This window comes from Bacillus sp. FSL R5-0416, assembly GCF_037975425.1.
Classification (GTDB): domain Bacteria; phylum Bacillota; class Bacilli; order Bacillales; family Bacillaceae; genus Bacillus; species Bacillus subtilis.
Genome location: NZ_CP150252.1, coordinates 1,047,851 through 1,066,643, shown reverse-complemented (window position 1 = coordinate 1,066,643; position 18,793 = coordinate 1,047,851). Strand labels below are relative to the sequence as shown.

The window sequence follows — 18,793 nt, the reverse complement described above, 5'->3', positions numbered from 1 at the left end:
CTCATCATGAAAAATGGTCATTTTCTTGCAAAGAGAAAGGATTATCTAGTTCGCTGACAATCCTTTGACAACATACAATTCAAGCAGTCCCGCAATTGTCTCTTTATCAAGCGGGGGGTGTTGTTTTTCCCAGTCAAAAATGAGCGCGATATAAAGCTTCAGCATCACAAAGGCTGTCAGTTCAGGGTCGCACGGCTTGATTGCGCCGCTTTTGATCCCGTCTTCAATCTTACTTTTGATATAAGACAGTATGGCTCGCTCCATTTTCTGGATCACTTCCTGAACTGCCATTGTACCAATCTCGGCATTCTCTTGGAAAATTTTAATCGTCAGCTGATGTGTTTTCCTGAACTCCAGAATGGCAAACAGCGCTCTGTGCACATTTTCATGGAACGGAAGGTTCGGCTCCATCGCTTCATCCGCTTTTTGCTTCATTTCCTTTAATAAAGTAGTGAAAATCTCGTCAAACAGCTCTTCTTTGTTTTTGAAAAAAGTATAAATGGTTCCCTTCCCCACGTTCGCAAGTTTTGCGACAAGATCCATTGTCGTCGCTTTATACCCGAACTGCGTGAAAGACTTTGTAGCCGCCTCCAAAATGAGCTTTTTTCGATCTATTGACATTGTATTCACCTCGAAACTGACCGTTTGAACATTTTAGTCATTAAGTACATATGCAAATGTATCATAACCCGCTGTTCAATTCAATCATTTTTTACACAATATTGCCATTGCACATCAAAAAAACCTCCGCGATAAAGCGGAGGTTTTAGCTGAATAAATAGGTAAGCGCGTCAGACACGGCAGCTTTTCCTTGATCAATGCAGTCGGGAATGCCGACACCTTCGAAAGAAGCGCCTGTCATATAAACACCCGGATACGCAGATGCAAGTGCTTCACGCAGCTCCTTGATACGCTGCTTATGGCCGACATGGTACTGCGGCATGCTTTCATGCCATCGGGTGACACATGTCATTTCCGGCTCGCCGTTTATGTTCATGACTTTCTTTAAGTCTTCTAACACAATGTTGATAATGTCATTATCTGATAGATCGACAATGGATTCGTCTCCAGCTTTTCCGACATATGCTCGAAGCAGCGTTTTGCCTTCCGGCGCTGCGTGCGGCCATTTTTTATTCGTCCACGTACAGGCTGTGATCGCAAAGTCACTGTTTCTTGAAATGACAAAACCCGTGCCCTCATGCTCCATTTGGACGGAGCCTTCAAGGAAACCTAAAGCGACGTTTGCCACGGATGTGGAGTGCATATTTTTCAAATGAGAAATGGCAGGAAGCTCAGAAAGCATTCCCGCAGCCGCTTTATGCGGAGCAGTCACAATTACTGAATCAGCATCAAGTGTGACGCCGTTATCCAGTTCGAGCGAATAGCCAGAGCCGCTATGGCTGAGTTTGGTCACTTTTGTGCCTTTATACACCTTCGTCAGCTTTAACTGCTTTTCGATCTCTTCTACAAGGGTCTGCAAACCGGTTGACAGAGTCTGGAACTGCCCTTGTTTTTTTGCCGTCAGCTGCTGGCCTGAGCCTTGAGGCCTTGTTTTTTTCATGCCGAGAATCAGGCTTCTATGCTTTTGTTCCGTCTGGTAAAATTGCGGGAATGTCGACATCAGGCTGAGCTTGTCAATGTCGCCTGCGTAGATCCCTGATAGAAGCGGCTCGATTAAGTTCTCGACCACTTCATCTCCGACACGTCTGCGGAAGAATTCTCCCAATGACTGATCATCCTTTGTTTTGCTAGCAGGCAGGATGAAATCCATAGCAGCTCTCGCCTTCCCAGACAAAGAAAACAGACCCGTAGAAACAAACGGCGCAATTTTTGTCGGTATCCCCATTACAGCGCCCTTCGGCATTGGATGCAGAGTGCGGTTTACAAGCACATAGGATTGTCCGGTCGCATTGTTGACAAGCAAATGCTCAAGACCTAAGTCTTTAACAAGCTGCGGGGCGCTTTTCTTTCGTTCCAGAAATGAGTCTGGCCCTCTTTCGATGATATAGCCGTCCTTCTTGACAGTCTGGATTTTTCCGCCGACTCTCGGACTTGCCTCAACAAGCGTCAGTTCAAGCGGCAGATTCTTTTCTTTGATTTCTTTTTCCATATAGAAGGCGGCGGCTAAACCGGTAATGCCGCCGCCGATGATGACTACATGTTTTTTGCCGTCACTCATGTTCATCGCCTTCTTTAACGTCCTAATTTTTTTAATACGACTGTTGCCAAAGCATCAATAAATTCAGGCTTGGCATTTGGCATTTCCGGCCGGTAATAGCTTGCGCCGATATCGTCAGTCACCACTTTGCATTCATAATCATTATCATAAAGCACTTCTAAGTGATCCGCGACAAACCCAACAGGAACATATACAAATGCTTGATATCCTTTTTGTTCGAATAAATCACGTGTTAAATCCTGAACATCGGGTCCGAGCCAAGGATCAGGCGTGTTCCCTTCACTTTGCCAGCCGACAGCATATTCGGAAACGCCTGCGCCTTCAGCAATCAATTTCGCCGATTCATGCAGCTGGTCCGGATACGGGTCTCCAAATTCTTTGATTTTTTCCGGCAGGCTGTGTGCGGATACGATGAGCATCGCGTTTTCTCTTTCATCCTCAGGCATTGACGCATATGTTTCCTTCACTCGGTCAACCCAATATTTCACGAACTTCGGTTCATCGTACCAGCTTTCAACTGACGTAATCGTTAAGCCGCCGAGTTTTTCAGCCTCTTCTTTGGCACGTTTGTTGTAGGACTGAACGCTGAACGTGGAGAAATGCGGCGCCAGCACGATGCTGACTGCTTCTGTAATGCCATCCTTATGCATCTCTGCTACGGCGTCTTCAATAAACGGCTCGATATGCTTCAGTCCGATATACGCTTTAAACGTAATCTCATCCTGAATTTCATTCAAGTGCTGTTCCAGATTATGCGCCTGCTCTTCTGTGATTTTGGCAAGCGGTGAAATGCCGCCAATCGCTTCGTATCTGTCTTTCAAATCTTGAAGCATTTCAGGTTCAGGCTTTCTGCCTCTTCTGATATGTGTATAATAACGTTCAATATCTTCTTCCTTATAAGGCGTGCCGTACGCCATAACGAGAAGCCCCATTTTCTTTCTACTCACTGTTTACACCCTCTTTAATGATCTGATACAAACATTTTGACAGGATATCATTAAGATACCAAAAGATATGCTTAGGAATATTGACCCATTTTTTTGTTTTGTGAATATTCATGGACAAACGCTGTCAGTTTTTTCAAAACCTCGGGACTGACATCAGGAAATACCCCATGGCCAAGATTGAAAATGAAGCCATCTGATTTCATACCCTGATCAAGTATTTCCTTCGTTTTCTTCTCAATGACTTCCCATGGCGCAAGCAAAATGGACGGGTCCAGGTTGCCCTGCACTGTTTTAGTGATTCCTTTTGATCTGGCTTCATCAATGCCGAGTCTCCAGTCAAGCCCGACAACATCGAGAGGAAGGTCATGCCAATCATCTGCGAGATGGCTTGCGCCGACGCCAAACATGATCAGCGGCACATTCTCCTTTGCGAGCTCTGAAAAAATCCGGTTCATTACGGGTTTGATGTATGTTCTGTAATCTGCCTGATTCAATGCGCCGACCCACGAATCAAAGATTTGAATCGCTTTTGCGCCTGCTTTAATCTGCGCTTTCACATACACAATGATCATGTCGGCAAGCTTGGACATCAGCAGATTCCATGCATCCGGCATGCTGTACATGAAGGCTTTTGTTTTATTGTAGTTTTTCGACGGGCCGCCTTCGATCATATAGCTTGCTAGCGTAAAAGGCGCACCTGAGAAACCGATGAGCGGGACGTTCAGCTGCTCATTGACAAGCAGTTTAATTGTCTCAAGCACGTACGGCACGTCCTGTTCCGGATCAATTTGGCCGAGTTTTTCAATGTCCGCCAGAGACCGGATTGGCTGATCAATCACAGGACCGACCCCGTTTTTGATTTCAACATCCACACCGATTGACGGCAGCGGCGTCATGATATCTTTATAAAGGATTGCAGCATCGACTCCGTATTGCTCAACCGGCAGTCTTGTGACATACGCACAAAGTTCGGGCTGATGTGTGATCTCAAACAATCCGTACTTTTCCTTCAGCTTGCGGTATTCCGGCTGTGAGCGCCCTGCTTGCCTCATATACCACACAGGCGTGTGATCCGCTTTTTCTCCCCGCGCAGCTTTTAAAAACGTCTCGTTAAACGTTTCTCGTTTACTCATCTGATTTCCACCTTTCATACGGCAACCATACGTTCGTATTTCTTGACTTATTACACTATACCTTGTTTTAGGCAAATGGTATAGAAATGTAGCTCAAAGTTCAAAAAATCGCCGAATTCCATTAAGAGGAAAACAATTTTGGCTGAACGTAATCGGTTCCTTCCCCTTCTCTTTTTGTCTGTGTATTATAAGGCACAATTTTATAAGACGCGCCCGAAAATAAGTTGGCATAAGGAATTTCATAGCTTCCCTTCCCTTCAACCGAATCAAGAAGCGACTCCTCGCCGTCCTTGTTTACATAAATTCTGTATACGGCCCGATCATCCTCTTGAGCGTCCCACTTTAATTCAATAGTAAAGAGCCCCGCTGCTTTAAATGTGTAATCGGCTGTGAGTGTTTTGACCGGCTTCAGCTCAATCGGGCTTTCCAGTTCTTTAACGTTTTTAAGCTTTGTGAACACATGACCGGTTTCTCCTGCCTGTGTCAAAATATCCTTAAACAGCCGCGTCGGGTATGAGCTCCCGGCTTTCAAATAATGGTTTTGATCCGTTTTGTCATAGCCCATCCAGACTGCCCCGGTTATTTTCGGCGTATAGCCTGCAAACCAGGCGTCCTTTGTCGCGCCGGAGACGCCTGTATAAGATGTAGAACCTGTTTTTCCCGCCAGGTCGCCGTGATAGGTGCCGGACGTGGCCGTTCCCTTTTTGACTACCTGCTGCAGCATTCTCGTCATATTCCAAGACGTCTGCTTGCTGAAAACCCGCTTTCCTTCCTCTTTATGATCGGCTATTGTTTCTCCGTCTTCATCTATTATGCTCGAGATAAAGAAGGGTTCAGTATACGTTCCATTCGCGGCAAATGTATGAAACGCGCCGGCAAGCTGGAGCGGCGAAACACCTTTTTCCAAGCCGCCTAGAGCAAGAGCAAGGCCTTCATCAGGGATATCAATGCCGTTTGCTTTCAAATAAGATTTTCCTGTTTCAACGCCGATCTCATTCAGCGTCCAGACAGCCGGCGCGTTTTTGCTGTGCGTAATGGCGTCAGACATAGTGACTTCGCCCTCATACCGGCTGTCGTAGTTTTTCGGCGTATAATCTCCGTAGGACTGCAACTCATCCTTCAATAGAGAATATGGCTTAAATTTCTTTTCCTGCATCGCCGGTCCGTATACAGCAAGCGGCTTAAATGTGGAACCCGGCTGGCGGACAGCTGTGACACGGTTATATCCTTTGGATGTGTAATCCCTTCCGCCGATGGCCGCTTCTACACCGCCTGTCTTGTTATTAATAAAGACCGCGCTTCCCTCGGCATTCTGATCTGTTCCGGGATAATAGCTTCCCTCTTTCATCACCTGGTAAGCCGTCTTCTGCAGCTTCGAATCGAGCGGCACCTTGATCGTGTATCCGCCTTGAAGAAGTTGCTCCCCAGAAATGGAATACTTGTCCTCCGCTTCTTTGATCACAAGGTCAATGTAGCTGTCAAACCAAGGTGTTTCCGACTGTTTCTTCACATGCAGTCCAAGCGTTCGGCCTTGCGCGGTGACAGCCTCTTTCGCACTGATATAGCCTTGGTCATTCATCATGCCTAGAATTGTATCACGCCGCTCCTTATTTTTATCAGGGTGCAAAATCGGAGAGTACGTAGAAGGCGCCTTCGGAATAGCGGCCAAAACAGCGCCTTCAGATACAGTCAAATCTTTTACTTCTTTATTAAAATAATAGTGGGACGCCGCTTGTATGCCGTAAACCCCGTGTCCGAAGTAAAGCTGGTTTAAATACATTTCAAGCAGCTTGTCCTTGCTGTAATCCCGTTCAAGATTGATCGCAATGATCACTTCTTTTGTTTTTCTTAGAAACGTTTTGTCATGTGTCAGAAAAATATTTTTGGCAAGCTGCTGGGTGATCGTGCTTCCGCCTTCCACCTTTCCGCCTGCTAATATATCGCGATACACTGCCCTTCCGACAGATTTTGCATCAATGCCGTGATGCTCATAGAACCTTTTATCCTCAACAGCGATAAACGCTTCTCTGACCTGCTTTGGAATCTCATTGATCGAGACCGGCTCGCGATTTTCTGTATACAGGCTTGCAACCTCATCTCCGTTTTGATCAACAATTTTTGAAGAAGCATGAAGAATAAGCTTTTTTTCATCTATGACATAATGGCCGAGAAAAATAATTGAAATATATCCTATTAAAGCGAGAAAAGCAGTTAACACTAAAATAATGATAGGTATAAAAAGTTTCTTTTTCTTTATCTTAAACATGAACTCACCTCGCCTTTCTAAAGGTAGTATGGGAAAAATTGTTTGGAATTATGTTCGAAGCACTCGCCAATAGAAACTTATACCATTGTTTTGATATACTAGCAAGCAGGAGGTGGCTGATATGAAGGTTTATATTACATATGGGACAGCCGATTTTTTAAAAACGATCGTACAGAAGCATCCCTCAGAAAATATCCTTTTGATGCAGGGGCAGGAAAACGCCATTTTAATTCATGAAACAAACGGAGATACCGTTTTCCAGGCACCACACGCTTATGAAGTCATTGACCAAGTCGGAGAGATCAAACATCCCGGTTTTGCAGTATTGAACAATATTGCCGTTACTCAGGAAGGGCGTCCGCTGTTTGAAAACAGATTTAAAAACAGAGCGGGAAAAGTCGAAAACGAGCCTGGCTTTGAAGCAATTCGAGTGCTCCGTCCGCTTGACAGTGACACCTATGTCATTCTGACCTTGTGGGAAACGGAAAGCGCCTTTCAAGACTGGCAGCAGTCCGGTTCTTACAAAGAAGCCCACAAAAAACGCGATACATCTGCCGGAATTGACACAACGTCGATCTTCTCCCGGCCTTCCTATGTCACCACATATTTCGCTGTCGAATAGCTGCCGGCATGTCCGGCAGCTTATTTTATTGGGAGGAAAGCAAAATGAAGCATACTTGCCCAGTCTGCGGGTTTAAGGGATTGGCTGAACCGCCATATGATCATGAAGGCAATCATTCTCATGAAATCTGCCCGTGCTGCGGTTTTCAGTTCGGATTTGATGATTACGAGATGCAGCACGAGGATGATTCATATTTAGAGCCATCGGAAAGCATCATCGCCTATAGAAAAAACTGGCTTGCTGAAGGGTGCGTCATTTTTTCTCCTGAATGCTTCCCAAAACATCTGCAAAAAGCGAATAGAGTATTAAGGCATCATCTGATTGAGCAGCTGAAACAGATCAATGTTCATCTTCCATCATAACCCTCCCCTCTGTCCCGGCACCTTCCGCCCGCCTATGAATAATCTGTAAGCGGAAGGAGTGATCGATGATGGAAGTCGGGATTTTGTCTGTCCATGTTCTGTATGTGTTTTTTATCGGTGCAATTATCCTATTTATGCTGCTGAGAAAAGACACGACATTTATTTCTCTATTCGGCATTTTTATCATATCGCTATGGGCCAGCCATTCACTTTCAGCTTCTGTCAGCAGTTTATTCCACAGCTTTATCTATGCGGCCGGCGAACTGCTGCCCACGATTTTCATCATTTGCTTTATCGTTTCAATGAGTGATTTGTTAACAAAAACAGGGATAAATGAAGCGATGATTTCTCCCTTTGCAAGCCTTGTGAGAGGGCCTGTGACTGCCTATTGGCTGATTGGGGGCCTGATGTTCGCCATTTCTCTCTTCTTCTGGCCTTCTCCGGGTGTCGCTTTAATCGGCGCCGTCCTGCTCCCCGCAGCCGCACGTGCCGGTTTGACGCCTCTTGCCGCGGCCATGGCCATGAACTTATTCGGACACGGTTTTGCCCTGTCAGGCGACTTTGTCATTCAGGCGGCGCCAAAGCTGACTGCAGATGCAGCAGGCATTCCAGTCGGTGATGTCGTCTCAGCCAGCATTCCGCTTGTGCTGATTATGGGTGCGACAACAACAACCGCTGCCTTTATCATGATTCAGCGCGAACGCAAAAAACAGGAGCATCCCGCTTCTTTTTCCCCCGTTCTTTCCGGCGAACAAGACAACTCGCTGTACTTGCCAAAACGCCTGCGGTCCATACTGGCTTTTTTGATTCCGCTTGCCTTTCTTGCAGATATCGCCTGCATGCTCTTGTTTAACCTACAAGGAAATGATGCAACCGCGTTAATTGGCGGGTCTGCAATTTGTATCCTCTTTACCGTTCATTTTTTCGTGTATAAGCATAAAGGGCTTGAAAAAATCACCGGCTATTTTATTGACGGATTTAAATTCGGTTTTAAGGTTTTCGGCCCCGTCATCCCGATTGCCGCTTTCTTTTATCTTGGCGACTCAGGCTATGAAAGCATACTGGGCACTTCACTCCCTAAAGGTTCCCACGGCATTGTCAACGATCTTGGCATTGCTTTATCCCATATGATGCCTATGTCAAAGGAACTTGCCGCCGCTGCATTAACTGCCGCTGGAGCCATAACAGGCCTTGACGGCTCAGGATTTTCTGGCATTTCTCTCGCCGGCTCCATCGCAAAGCTCTTTTCGTCCGCTCTCCATGCCGATCCCGCCGTTCTGACCGCGCTCGGACAAATCTCTGCCATCTGGGTGGGCGGAGGAACACTGGTCCCATGGGCGTTGATTCCCGCGGCGGCCATTTGCAAAGTTGATCCTTTTGAGCTTGCCAGAAAAAACTTCATTCCCGTCGCGATTGGCCTTTTGGTGACAACCCTCGCAGCTGTGATGATGCTTTAAAACAGCACGAGTTGAAATATTCAGACTTTTTCTATACAATCATGGAAAACATAGAAAAGGGGGAAGCGGCTTTGTCCATATCCACACTGCAGAAAGAGATAAACAAACAGCTCGACGGCTGTTTTGAAGAAATGGTTGAGATCAGGCGCCATTTTCATATGTATCCTGAGCTTTCATTTCAAGAAGAAAAAACCGCCGCATTTATTGCTTCCTATTATGAATCGTTAGGAGTCCCAATCCGCACAAACGTTGGCGGCAGAGGGGTTTTAGCATATATAGAAGGAAGCGAACCCGGCCCTACAGTCGCTTTGAGGGCCGACTTTGACGCTCTCCCCATTCAAGATGAAAAAGATGTCCCTTACGCCTCCAAAGTGCCTGGTGTCATGCATGCATGCGGCCACGACGGCCACACCGCAGCTCTTCTCGCAGTGGCCAAGGTCCTTCACCAAAACAGACATGAACTGAAGGGAACATTTGTGATGATCCACCAGCATGCAGAAGAATATTATCCGGGAGGCGCAAAGCCAATGATCGATGACGGCTGTCTAGAAAACACGGATGTGATATTCGGCACTCATCTTTGGGCAACTGAGCCGCTCGGAACTATTCTCTGCCGCCCCGGCGCCGTAATGGCGGCGGCAGACCGATTTACGATTAAAGTCTTCGGAAAGGGCGGCCACGGCGCTCATCCGCATGATACTAAAGACGCCGTCCTGATCGGTTCGCAAATCGTTTCCTCTTTGCAGCACATTGTCAGCCGCAAAGTCAATCCGATTCAATCCGCCGTCATTTCGACAGGCTCCTTCATCGCCGACAATCCGTTTAATGTCATCGCAGACCAAGCAGTACTCATCGGCACAGCGCGTTCTTTTGATGAAAATGTCCGGGACATTCTGGAGAAAGAAATTGAAGCGGTTGTAAAAGGAATATGCAGCATGCACGGCGCGTCCTATGAGTACACCTATGAACAGGGTTATCCGGCGGTTGTGAACCATCCTGCCGAAACGAGCCACTTGGTGAGCACCGCAAAGAATACCGAGGGCGTTCAGCAGGTCATTGACGGTGAACCGCAAATGGGCGGCGAGGATTTTGCTTATTACTTACAAAACGTGAAAGGCACTTTTTTCTTTACAGGTGCCGCTCCCGAACAGCCAGATCGAGTTTATTCCCACCACCATCCGAAATTTGATATCAACGAAAAAGCCATGCTGACAGCGGCCAAGGTCCTTGCCGGCGCTGCGATCACCTATCATCAGCTATAAAAAAACAGCCGGAGTGTTTATTCTCCGGCTGTTTCCTTTAATATCCTCAGATGAAAAACATGTCTTGCCGTTTCTCCAAGCTGAGCAAGCAGCTTATAATTGGCAATTCCGCCGACTGCCGCTCCTACGCCCGGCAAAAGCTGAAAAAGCTTCACGACGTCGATATAATCGCGATATTCCTGCTGGAACACTCTCCAGTCGATGCTCTTTTTCTCCGTCTCCCAATTTTCGATGACAGAAAAAAGCGATTTACGGCCATCATCACTCGAAAACGCAAGCTGAAACACGAGCAGCAAAAACATTCTTTCTTGTGCATCCTTGACATCAAAGCCGTAAATGGAAGACAAGGTAAATAAACACTTCATCTTAATTGAAAGCAGCAGCGGAAAATCAGCAATGCCTAAAAAAATGCCGCCCGCTCCGGTTCCGACTCCCTCAGCAGCCGCCACCTTCTGATAAGAAATAATCGTTTTTTTCGCCAATTCGTTTTTTTCACTGAGCGACAGTGCACTTGTATCCTTTTTATAAGTAATGATATTGGAGCCGGTCATTGTCGCTTCTACCATTTTTTTCACACTCTCGGTGACGACCGTATGGATTTTTTCAGGAATCCGTTCATTCACCTTCGTCTGGACACGCTTCGAAAAGCGTTCAAACATGGAATCCTTTCGCAAAAAATGCATTTTCCATTGCAAAGCTTCCTGCATCAGCAGCTGATTATCTGTCATTTGATTACCCCTTTTCAGTTCACAGCTTTCCGTGCTTTTTCAGCCTGGTTGTCATATAAGAAGGCAAAACAACAAAAATCAGAACGGCAGAACCGATCAGCGCGTACAGAAAACCGGTCAAGCCGGCTGCATAGGCAGACGCAACAGACATCAGCAGCGCTTGAATACTAAGTGAAGTTTTTAATAGAGAGAAATAGCTTTTCAGCTTTGTTTCTTTTTTCACAGGGTACAGCTCTTGAAGCGCCAGATGGTCAAAGTGGCCGAAGAGCGGCAGAAGCTGAATGCCGGTAATGAAAATGGCAAACACAGTCAAAACCGCTGCAATCAGCGGGCTAGCTGAGACATACATAATGATCAGCGCGAAAACGATCGTTAATCTGACAAGAATGCCCAAATAATCACTCGAACGCAAAAAGGCGCGGGTGAACATATAGGCAAATGTTTTGCGCTGTTCAAACGGCACAAGCCGCAGCAAAAAGTCGAGATAAGCTCTGCGTTTGGCTTGCTTTCGCAAATGCGGCACATCAGTAAACAGGTTGGCAATCCGATAGAAACGCTGCTTTCGTCTCAATTCGGACTCAATATGGCTCTCCCATTTAAATGTTTTCCGTTTTGCTGCGGAAGACATATACAGATAAAGAACAGCCATAATGACATAGACGAGAAGCGCATACATATAAACAGATTGGAAAACAAAATAAAGAACGAGTGTATTCGCCGCAAAGCGAATGATGACGTCCATCCGTTTCATGCTGCGGTCGTTTTGGAAAGTCGTTCGCCATTCCATTACCTGATTCCACGCTTTCAGCAGCAACAGTTGGACAAAGACCGCGGCATACGATACGAGCGAAGCCCCCGGTGTGACTGCGAAATAAAGCGGCATCGCAACGATGCTCAGCGCAATAAGCGGAAACAGCTGAGACACATAGCTGTAGACAAACGCCTGCTTCAAGTAAGGCTCCATTTTTGCTTCAAGAGGCAATAAGAAAACAAGGTCAGCCTCCTTCAAAAGCGTTCGCACATAAGAGCTTGTCAACACGAGCGAAAACAGCCCGGCCATCACCCAAAAGGATGGAAAGTGAGCGGGAATGTCCCGTATCCATTTGCTGTACCAGCTTGCAGCGCCCGCTAGAAAAAAAATCAAAACAATGACGAGGTGATCATTGAGCATATATTTCATGTATGTTCTTGTTTCTTTGATATGCTCCTGCAGCCGCGACTGCCAAATATCAAGCATATTATTCATGGCCAGCGTCTTCCTTTGTAAGCTCAAGATACAAATCGTCCAGCGCCGCGTCCTTCATTCCAAACTGCTCTCTGAGCTCTGACAGCGTGCCGCGCGCCCGCACCTCGCCGTTATGTAAAATAATAAACGAATCGCAATAGCGTTCTGCCGTTGCCAAAATGTGCGTTGACATCAGCACGCTTGCCCCGCCTTTTTTCGCTTCATTCATCCGTTCAAGCAGCGCGTTAATGGCAAGCGGATCAAGCCCTAGAAAAGGCTCATCAATAATGTAGAGCGCAGGCTCTGCCAAAAAGGCGCACATAATCATAACCTTCTGCTTCATTCCTTTAGAAAAATGGGCCGGGAACCACTTCAGCCTCTTTTCCATTCGGAATTCCTTTAAAAGCGGAGGCAGCCTTTTCTCCATCGTTTCTTTTGACAGTCCATATGCCATGGCTGTTAGTTCAAGATGCTCCATCAGCGTCAATTCTTCGTATAAAACAGGTGTTTCAGGTATATAGGTAAATTGTGAACGGTAGCCTTCCGGATCCTCAGCAAACGTTTTACCGTTTAATTCGATTGAACCTTTATGCGGGTCCATCAGCCCGATGATATGTCTGATTGTTGTACTTTTACCAGCACCATTCAGCCCGATTAAGCCGACAATTTGATTCGGTTCAAGGGTGAATGATACGTTTTTTAAAACCGGATTCCTTGTATATCCGCCGGTTAAGTCTTTTACCGATAGCAGAGACATAGTTTCTCCCCTTATAGTGTTTTTCTTCATAGTACCAAAAACAAGGCCTGATTTGAAACAATTCCCTTTTAACAAATGATGAATTTGCTGTCATAAAGAGACAGGGTTCTGGACATCATAATAGTTGTAGAGGAAAAGCATATCAACTGAAAAATGAGGTGTTTGTCAAAGACGTCTTAGAAACAGTTGGATAGAAAATAAACATGTCCAATGCTCAAACCATTTCTCTTCACTGAATTGATGAATTCTTCATGTATGAAGCAAATTGTCAAATGAGGTGTTTATCGCAGGAATCGTTAGGCATTAAACAAGTCTTCATTTTATTGACAAATGAGGTGCTTACCAAAGGCATAACACATTTTCTTCATATAAGCTCTTCCTCTGCATTCAGGGTGAACGCTCGCCGTTCATCCTGTTTTCTATTTTCTGCATTTCTGTGGTACGATGAGTGTATACATACTAAACAATTTCATAAGGAGGAACCCTCATGCATTGTGCAGAGAATTGTATCTTTTGTAAAATTATTGCCGGCGACATTCCATCCGCGAAGGTGTATGAAGATGAACATGTACTTGCCTTTCTTGATATCAGCCAAGTGACAAAAGGCCATACGCTTGTCATTCCGAAAACACATATTGAGAATGTATATGAATTTACAGATGAATTAGCAAAACAATATTTCCATGCGGTTCCGAAAATCGCCCGCGCTATCCGGGATGAATTTGAACCGATCGGCTTAAATACGCTGAACAATAACGGCGAAAAAGCTGGACAATCTGTGTTCCACTACCATATGCATATTATCCCTCGCTACGGAAAAGGAGATGGATTCGGAGCGGTTTGGAAAACGCATGCTGATGATTATAAACTGGAAGATCTGCAGAACATCTCTTCCTCTATCGCAAAACGCCTGGCCTCATCATAAGATGAGGTTATTTTATTTTGTGAACATTCCGCAAACATCCGTCAATTTCTTTTGATAATTCTAATTTTTTATCAAAAAACTGAATTTTTGTGATAGGATAATTGTATTATTTTATACATTAACGTGGAAAACAGGGAGAGATCATAATGGAACGTACAACGAATTTTAACGCAGGTCCTGCAGCGCTGCCACTGGAAGTTCTGGAAAAAGCACAGAAAGAATTTATTGATTTTAACGAATCCGGCATGTCTGTTATGGAGCTTTCCCACCGCAGCAAAGAGTATGAAGCGGTGCACCAAAAAGCGAAAAGCCTCTTAATCGAACTGATGGGCATTCCGGAAGATTACGATATATTGTTTCTTCAAGGCGGGGCAAGCCTTCAATTCTCAATGCTTCCGATGAACTTTTTAACACCTGAAAAAACCGCACATTTTGTCATGACAGGCGCTTGGTCTGAAAAAGCACTGGCAGAAACGAAATTGTTCGGGAACACGTCTATCACCGCTACAAGTGAAACAGACAATTACAGCTATATTCCTGAGGTTGACCTTACGGATGTAAAAGACGGCGCATATTTACATATCACATCCAACAATACAATTTTCGGCACTCAGTGGCAGGAGTTTCCGAATTCTCCAATTCCGCTCGTAGCCGACATGTCCAGCGATATTTTAAGCAGAAAAATCGATGTGTCTAAATTTGACGTGATCTACGGAGGCGCCCAAAAGAACCTCGGTCCTTCCGGCGTGACTGTAGTCATCATGAAAAAAAACTGGCTGAAAAATGAAAATGCGAACGTCCCAAAAATCCTGAAATATTCCACGCATGTCAAAGCGGACTCACTCTACAACACTCCGCCGACTTTTGCGATTTATATGCTGAGCCTTGTTCTGGAATGGCTCAAGGAAAACGGCGGTGTGGAAGCTGCTGAACAGCGCAATGAACAAAAAGCGCAGGTTCTCTACAACTGTATTGATGAAAGCAACGGCTTCTATAAAGGACATGCCAGAAAGGACAGCCGCTCACGCATGAATGTCACCTTCACGCTTCGGGATGACGAATTAACGAAAACATTCGTCCAGAAAGCAAAAGATGCGAAGATGATCGGCCTTGGCGGACACCGTTCGGTGGGAGGCTGCCGCGCTTCTATTTATAACGCGGTCTCTCTCGAAGACTGTGAAAAATTAGCTGCGTTCATGAAGAAATTCCAGCAGGAAAATGAGTAAAAAGTCTGGCTATGCAAACCGTCCGTTTGGTATACTGTTTGCATAACACATTCTGTAAAGCCTTCGCAATAAATGATGAGCATATTATTGGAGGGCAAAAAGCTTAGCAGAGGAGAGCATAGTTATGAAAACAAAAGAGTTAGTCATTATGGCTCTGTTTGCCGCAATCGGCGCAGCGCTTCATTCCATTATTCCGCCCTTTTTAGGCGGCATGAAACCAGATATGATGCTGATCATGATGTTCATGGGCATTCTGCTGTTCCCGCGGGTGCAAAATGTACTCGTCATCGGGATCGTGACCGGAATCATTTCCGCGCTTACAACCGCGTTTCCAGCTGGACAGATCCCTAACATCATTGATAAACCGGTATCAGCGTTTCTGTTCTTCTCCCTGTTTCTTTTGTTCAGAAAGAGCCGAAAAACAGGTGCAGCCGCTGTGCTGACAGTGATCGGGACCATCTTATCAGGAATTGTGTTTCTATCGTCAGCTTTATTGATCGTCGGTTTACCGGGCGGTTTCGCCGCATTGTTCGCGGCTGTTGTTCTGCCGGCCGCTGTGCTGAATACAATCTCAATGATCATTATTTATCCGATTGTGCAAACCATTTTAAGGCGTTCAAGCTTTATGGAAGCTGCTAAATAATTGTCACACAAAACCTCTTCCGCTTCCGGGAGAGGTTTTTTTGAACAGAGCGCTCGCAGCATGTCAGCATGTTTTAAGCGAGGAGTTTTGTGAAAAAGATAAGACATAGTGTAAAGGCGGTTCCGGTTGAACAAACAAGCGCTTTCTGCCGGATGACTTTCTTGGGCGGATAAGAAGCAGCCTGGCTGAGAAGTCTGATATAGTAAACAGCGCCTGAAGCGAAGGCAAGGGTGATGCAGGATAACACAATCAAAAAGACAGACAACCTTCTCCCTCCTTTTCACTTAAAAAATATGCTAAAATAAAGCAAGCTATGTATAGAAGTTCAGGCTTTCAACAAAAATGAAAAATGCTGAATGAATCCTATTTGAAGAAAAAGACGGGGTGATTGTAATGGCGAGCGGACGTTCTCTATTAACAGGACTATTCGTAGGCGGCATCATCGGAGGAGCAGCGGTTCTTCTTACTGCACCTTCCTCAGGAAAGCAGCTGCGTGAAAAAATGAAAACCAATTATGATTCTTTTGAAGAAACAATCAAACGCTTAAAGTCAGACGGGCTTGCTTTAAAAGACCAGCTGATCAAAGCGGCAAAAGAAAGCACGGATGTTATTAAAGACGTGGGCGGCGAGCTCCAAACGTCAATTAAAAAATGGCAGGAAGAGATCAAGCCTCACCAGCAGGATCTGCAAAAAGAAATTGCCGATATCGAAGAGAAAATCAGACAGCTGGAGAAAACCTTACAAAACTAATATCCTATTCAAAAGAAAAAAATGCGGGCCAAAATTGGACCCGTATTTTTTTTGGCCGAAAAACCCTTCCGCCGCAATGGTTTGTGAATTTATTAAAAAATTCTTACATTTTCATCTTTATTAATCTTTATTTTATTGGCATAATAGAGAAAAAGAAAAAGAGAAGCAGGTGACGTAATGAATCGAGTGGAACCGCCCTATGATGTGAAAGAAGCTCTGGTCTTCACCCAGAAAATGGCTCAGCTTAGCAAGGCGCTTTGGAAATCAATCGAGAAGGATTGGCAGCAATGGCTCAAACCGTATGACCTGAATATTAATGAGCATCATATTTTATGGATTGCGTATCAATTGAATGGAGCTTCCATTTCTGAAATCGCGAAGTTCGGGGTCATGCACGTATCAACCGCATTCAACTTTTCAAAAAAGCTGGAAGAACGGGGATATTTAAGGTTCTCCAAACGGCTGAATGATAAAAGGAACACATATGTCCAATTGACTGAGGAAGGTACCGAGGTATTCTGGAGCTTGCTTGAGGAATTTGATCCGACACGCAACGCTGTTTTTAAAGGGTCACAGCCTTTGTATCATTTATTCGGAAAATTTCCTGAAGTGGCAGAAATGATGTGTATGATACGCCATATCTACGGCGATGATTTTATGGAAATTTTCGAAACGTCACTCACCAATATTGACAATGACTTTGAAAGCGTAAACGGAAAATTGAAGAAAAAAGCAAAGGACAGTGCGGCGGATGAACCGGCTGAAGAGCTCGAACCTGTAAACAGTTAATCAAAATGCTTCATGATGTCGATAAAGACTTCCATCAGCTCTTGATAAAGCCCCTGCTCATACAGGGCAAAAATCGTTTCATGAACATCTAATTTTTCATTCAGCTGTCCGGCAAAAAGCGCAAGGAGCTTATCAAAGGTTACAAATCCTTGCGCTTTTTGTGTTGCCAGCTCTTCCGACAATTCATCGCATATCCTCATAACCGCTTCCCCTTCTTCCTTGCTCAGCCCTTTATCAATGAGAAGCGCATAGAAGGGGTACCTGTCCATATCTACTGTTTTCACTAATAATTGTATGTAATATTCTAATCGCTCAATGCGATGATCCATCGAATCCATCCACACCACTTCTTTCTATCTTTAATCTTATTTTAGCTGATAATTCACTGAGAAGAAAGTTCTAACCCCATATTTCGCAGTTTGTTTGCTTGTTTCAAAAAAATACCTGCCGGATGATATTTTTTCTTAAAAAAGCATTGATTTTTTCTCTTGGGAGGAGTAAATTATTTTGAGATTCTATTCAAGATGTATGGAAGGATGACTTTGATGAATTGCTGGAAGACCATAAATCTCATGAAGGATTATGGCGCCGTTCGCATAATATTAACTGCTGTATGTTTTATGATTTTGGTTTTTATATCTACCTTTTTAGCTTTTGAGCTGCTGCGGCCTGGCACAAGCTTAAGCGATGAATATGTATCTTTATTCGGCGGTTTGCTCGTCGTTATTTTATTTGTACATAAAGTCATCCATGTCCTGCCAATCATCTGCAAAAAAAGAAAAATAGAAAAAAAGTTTTACATATTGCGCATGCGCACATGGAAACGTATACCAAAAACAACAATGCTGATTTCACTCGTCAGCCCGTTCTTGCTGATTACACCGGTATTGTTTTACGCAGCACTGGCATTTCCGAATCACGCTCATTATTTTTGCATGATCTCGGGCATTCACGCCGGCTACTGTCTGCCTGATTTCCTGCTGGCTCTCAAGCTGATAAAAGCACCGAAAACCGCTTTTATTGATCAGGAAGCTGACGGCTTGGATATTCTTGTTGAAAAGTAGTCAAACCCTGGTGCTGGTGGCGATTTTTCAATTTGCATTCTATCTTTTTTAATAAATATTTGGTAATGTAATATGGGACAGTTCAGAGAGAGGGGGAATCTCCCATCATTTTATTCTACTTTATCGTGGCTGCCGTGTTTATTTTATATTTCATAAACAGGCTCACCAATACATTATGCCTTGTCAGAGAGATTCCTGAAGAGCGGCAAGATAAGGTATTCCGATTTATTAATGTATCTATATTAATTTTACTGATCTCTTCGTTTGTGGAGATCTCCTTTACAGTGTAAATACGAAAGAAAGCATAGCTGCTGATTAAGCAGCTATGCTTTTTTATGTTGATTAGTACAGCCAAGAAGCGCCGATGATAATCAATAAAATAAATAACACAACCAATAAAGCGAATCCGCCTGCAAATACTTCACCCATCTTAAAAAGCACCTCCTGTAATAAGCTTT

The 18,793-nt window shown here is 44.7% G+C and carries 21 protein-coding genes and 1 pseudogene; 11 read left to right on the top strand and 11 right to left on the bottom strand.

Features of this window, described 5'->3' with window-relative positions:
- Positions 1 to 45 precede the first annotated feature (45 nt).
- The 5 genes from NYE20_RS05560 to NYE20_RS05540 form a co-directional block, all read right to left on the bottom strand.
- Entirely contained in the window at positions 46 to 621 is a 576-nt protein-coding gene (locus NYE20_RS05560; protein WP_014479348.1) for a TetR/AcrR family transcriptional regulator, read from the bottom strand.
- A 145-nt stretch (positions 622 to 766) separates the two neighbouring features.
- Entirely contained in the window at positions 767 to 2,179 is a 1,413-nt protein-coding gene (hemY, locus tag NYE20_RS05555) for a protoporphyrinogen oxidase (RefSeq protein ID WP_141949380.1), read from the bottom strand.
- Positions 2,180 to 2,193: 14 nt separating this feature from the next.
- Entirely contained in the window at positions 2,194 to 3,126 is a 933-nt protein-coding gene (gene hemH, locus NYE20_RS05550) for a ferrochelatase (RefSeq protein WP_014479346.1), read from the bottom strand.
- Between the two features lie 71 nt (positions 3,127 to 3,197).
- On the bottom strand, positions 3,198 to 4,259 hold the full coding sequence (hemE, locus tag NYE20_RS05545) for a uroporphyrinogen decarboxylase (RefSeq protein ID WP_187954402.1): 1,062 nt from the start codon (positions 4,257 to 4,259) through the stop codon (positions 3,198 to 3,200).
- 121 nt (positions 4,260 to 4,380) lie between these two features.
- The gene (locus tag NYE20_RS05540) at positions 4,381 to 6,525 is read right to left on the bottom strand and encodes a transglycosylase domain-containing protein (RefSeq protein ID WP_339184725.1); all 2,145 of its coding nucleotides are present in this window, start codon (positions 6,523 to 6,525) and stop codon (positions 4,381 to 4,383) included.
- A gap of 121 nt (positions 6,526 to 6,646) precedes the next feature.
- On the opposite strand from NYE20_RS05540, the gene hmoB reads away from it, so the two are divergent.
- The 4 genes and pseudogenes from hmoB to sndC all read left to right on the top strand — a co-directional run bounded on the left by hmoB (position 6,647) and on the right by sndC (position 10,228).
- Entirely contained in the window at positions 6,647 to 7,147 is a 501-nt protein-coding gene (gene hmoB, locus NYE20_RS05535) for a heme-degrading oxygenase HmoB (RefSeq protein ID WP_003244748.1), read from the top strand.
- 44 nt (positions 7,148 to 7,191) lie between these two features.
- A pseudogene (locus tag NYE20_RS05530) lies at positions 7,192 to 7,509 on the top strand (hypothetical protein).
- 65 nt (positions 7,510 to 7,574) lie between these two features.
- Positions 7,575 to 8,966, top strand: coding sequence for a hypothetical protein (locus NYE20_RS05525; protein WP_103804234.1), 1,392 nt, complete (start codon positions 7,575 to 7,577; stop codon positions 8,964 to 8,966).
- Between the two features lie 71 nt (positions 8,967 to 9,037).
- Positions 9,038 to 10,228, top strand: a complete 1,191-nt coding sequence (gene sndC / locus NYE20_RS05520; protein ID WP_120027942.1) for an N-acetyl amino acid acetylase SndC — start codon at positions 9,038 to 9,040, stop codon at positions 10,226 to 10,228.
- Positions 10,229 to 10,245: 17 nt separating this feature from the next.
- On the opposite strand, the gene NYE20_RS05515 is transcribed toward sndC, so the two are convergent.
- The 3 genes from NYE20_RS05515 to ecsA are packed head-to-tail and all read right to left on the bottom strand — an operon-like array spanning position 10,246 to position 12,938.
- A complete protein-coding gene (locus NYE20_RS05515) occupies positions 10,246 to 10,956 on the bottom strand; it encodes an EcsC family protein (protein ID WP_032725322.1) in 711 nt (236 codons plus the stop codon).
- Between the two features lie 19 nt (positions 10,957 to 10,975).
- Positions 10,976 to 12,202 (bottom strand): ABC transporter permease EcsB, encoded by a 1,227-nt coding sequence (gene ecsB, locus NYE20_RS05510; RefSeq protein WP_161621459.1) that lies wholly within the window; start codon positions 12,200 to 12,202, stop codon positions 10,976 to 10,978.
- A complete protein-coding gene (gene ecsA, locus NYE20_RS05505; protein WP_003233230.1) occupies positions 12,195 to 12,938 on the bottom strand; it encodes an ABC transporter ATP-binding protein EcsA in 744 nt (247 codons plus the stop codon). Before ecsA ends, ecsB begins: the two co-directional genes overlap by 8 nt.
- Positions 12,939 to 13,425: 487 nt before the next feature.
- On the opposite strand from ecsA, the gene NYE20_RS05500 reads away from it, so the two are divergent.
- The 3 genes from NYE20_RS05500 (at position 13,426) to trpP (ending at position 15,732) form a co-directional block, all read left to right on the top strand.
- The gene (locus tag NYE20_RS05500; RefSeq protein ID WP_038829294.1) at positions 13,426 to 13,863 is read left to right on the top strand and encodes an HIT family protein; all 438 of its coding nucleotides are present in this window, start codon (positions 13,426 to 13,428) and stop codon (positions 13,861 to 13,863) included.
- A gap of 146 nt (positions 13,864 to 14,009) precedes the next feature.
- Positions 14,010 to 15,089 (top strand): 3-phosphoserine/phosphohydroxythreonine transaminase, encoded by a 1,080-nt coding sequence (gene serC, locus NYE20_RS05495; protein WP_038829293.1) that lies wholly within the window; start codon positions 14,010 to 14,012, stop codon positions 15,087 to 15,089.
- A gap of 124 nt (positions 15,090 to 15,213) precedes the next feature.
- Complete coding sequence (trpP, locus tag NYE20_RS05490) at positions 15,214 to 15,732, top strand: tryptophan transporter TrpP (protein ID WP_003233236.1); 519 nt, start codon at positions 15,214 to 15,216, stop codon at positions 15,730 to 15,732.
- Positions 15,733 to 15,805: 73 nt separating this feature from the next.
- Here trpP and NYE20_RS05485 read toward each other — a convergent pair whose 3' ends face one another.
- The gene (locus NYE20_RS05485; RefSeq protein WP_014476318.1) at positions 15,806 to 15,997 is read right to left on the bottom strand and encodes a hypothetical protein; all 192 of its coding nucleotides are present in this window, start codon (positions 15,995 to 15,997) and stop codon (positions 15,806 to 15,808) included.
- Positions 15,998 to 16,125: 128 nt separating this feature from the next.
- Between NYE20_RS05485 and NYE20_RS05480 the strand changes: the two genes are divergently transcribed.
- Positions 16,126 to 16,482, top strand: coding sequence for a YtxH domain-containing protein (locus NYE20_RS05480; protein ID WP_003245875.1), 357 nt, complete (start codon positions 16,126 to 16,128; stop codon positions 16,480 to 16,482).
- A gap of 177 nt (positions 16,483 to 16,659) precedes the next feature.
- Complete coding sequence (locus NYE20_RS05475; protein ID WP_003239501.1) at positions 16,660 to 17,271, top strand: HTH-type transcriptional regulator Hpr; 612 nt, start codon at positions 16,660 to 16,662, stop codon at positions 17,269 to 17,271.
- Here NYE20_RS05475 and NYE20_RS05470 read toward each other — a convergent pair.
- Positions 17,268 to 17,609 carry a YhaI family protein gene (locus tag NYE20_RS05470; RefSeq protein ID WP_009966921.1) on the bottom strand — a complete coding sequence of 114 codons (342 nt, stop codon included), beginning with the start codon at positions 17,607 to 17,609 and terminating at the stop codon, positions 17,268 to 17,270. The genes NYE20_RS05475 and NYE20_RS05470 overlap by 4 nt on opposite strands.
- Before the next feature lie 207 nt (positions 17,610 to 17,816).
- On the opposite strand from NYE20_RS05470, the gene NYE20_RS05465 reads away from it, so the two are divergent.
- Positions 17,817 to 18,335 carry a DUF3267 domain-containing protein gene (locus NYE20_RS05465; protein WP_003245590.1) on the top strand — a complete coding sequence of 173 codons (519 nt, stop codon included), beginning with the start codon at positions 17,817 to 17,819 and terminating at the stop codon, positions 18,333 to 18,335.
- Positions 18,336 to 18,442: 107 nt separating this feature from the next.
- The gene (locus NYE20_RS05460; RefSeq protein ID WP_024571667.1) at positions 18,443 to 18,625 is read left to right on the top strand and encodes a hypothetical protein; all 183 of its coding nucleotides are present in this window, start codon (positions 18,443 to 18,445) and stop codon (positions 18,623 to 18,625) included.
- 52 nt (positions 18,626 to 18,677) lie between these two features.
- Here NYE20_RS05460 and yhzE2 read toward each other — a convergent pair whose 3' ends face one another.
- Entirely contained in the window at positions 18,678 to 18,764 is an 87-nt protein-coding gene (gene yhzE2 / locus NYE20_RS05455) for a sporulation protein YhzE2 (RefSeq protein WP_003155248.1), read from the bottom strand.
- Between the last annotated feature and the right edge of the window lie 29 nt (positions 18,765 to 18,793).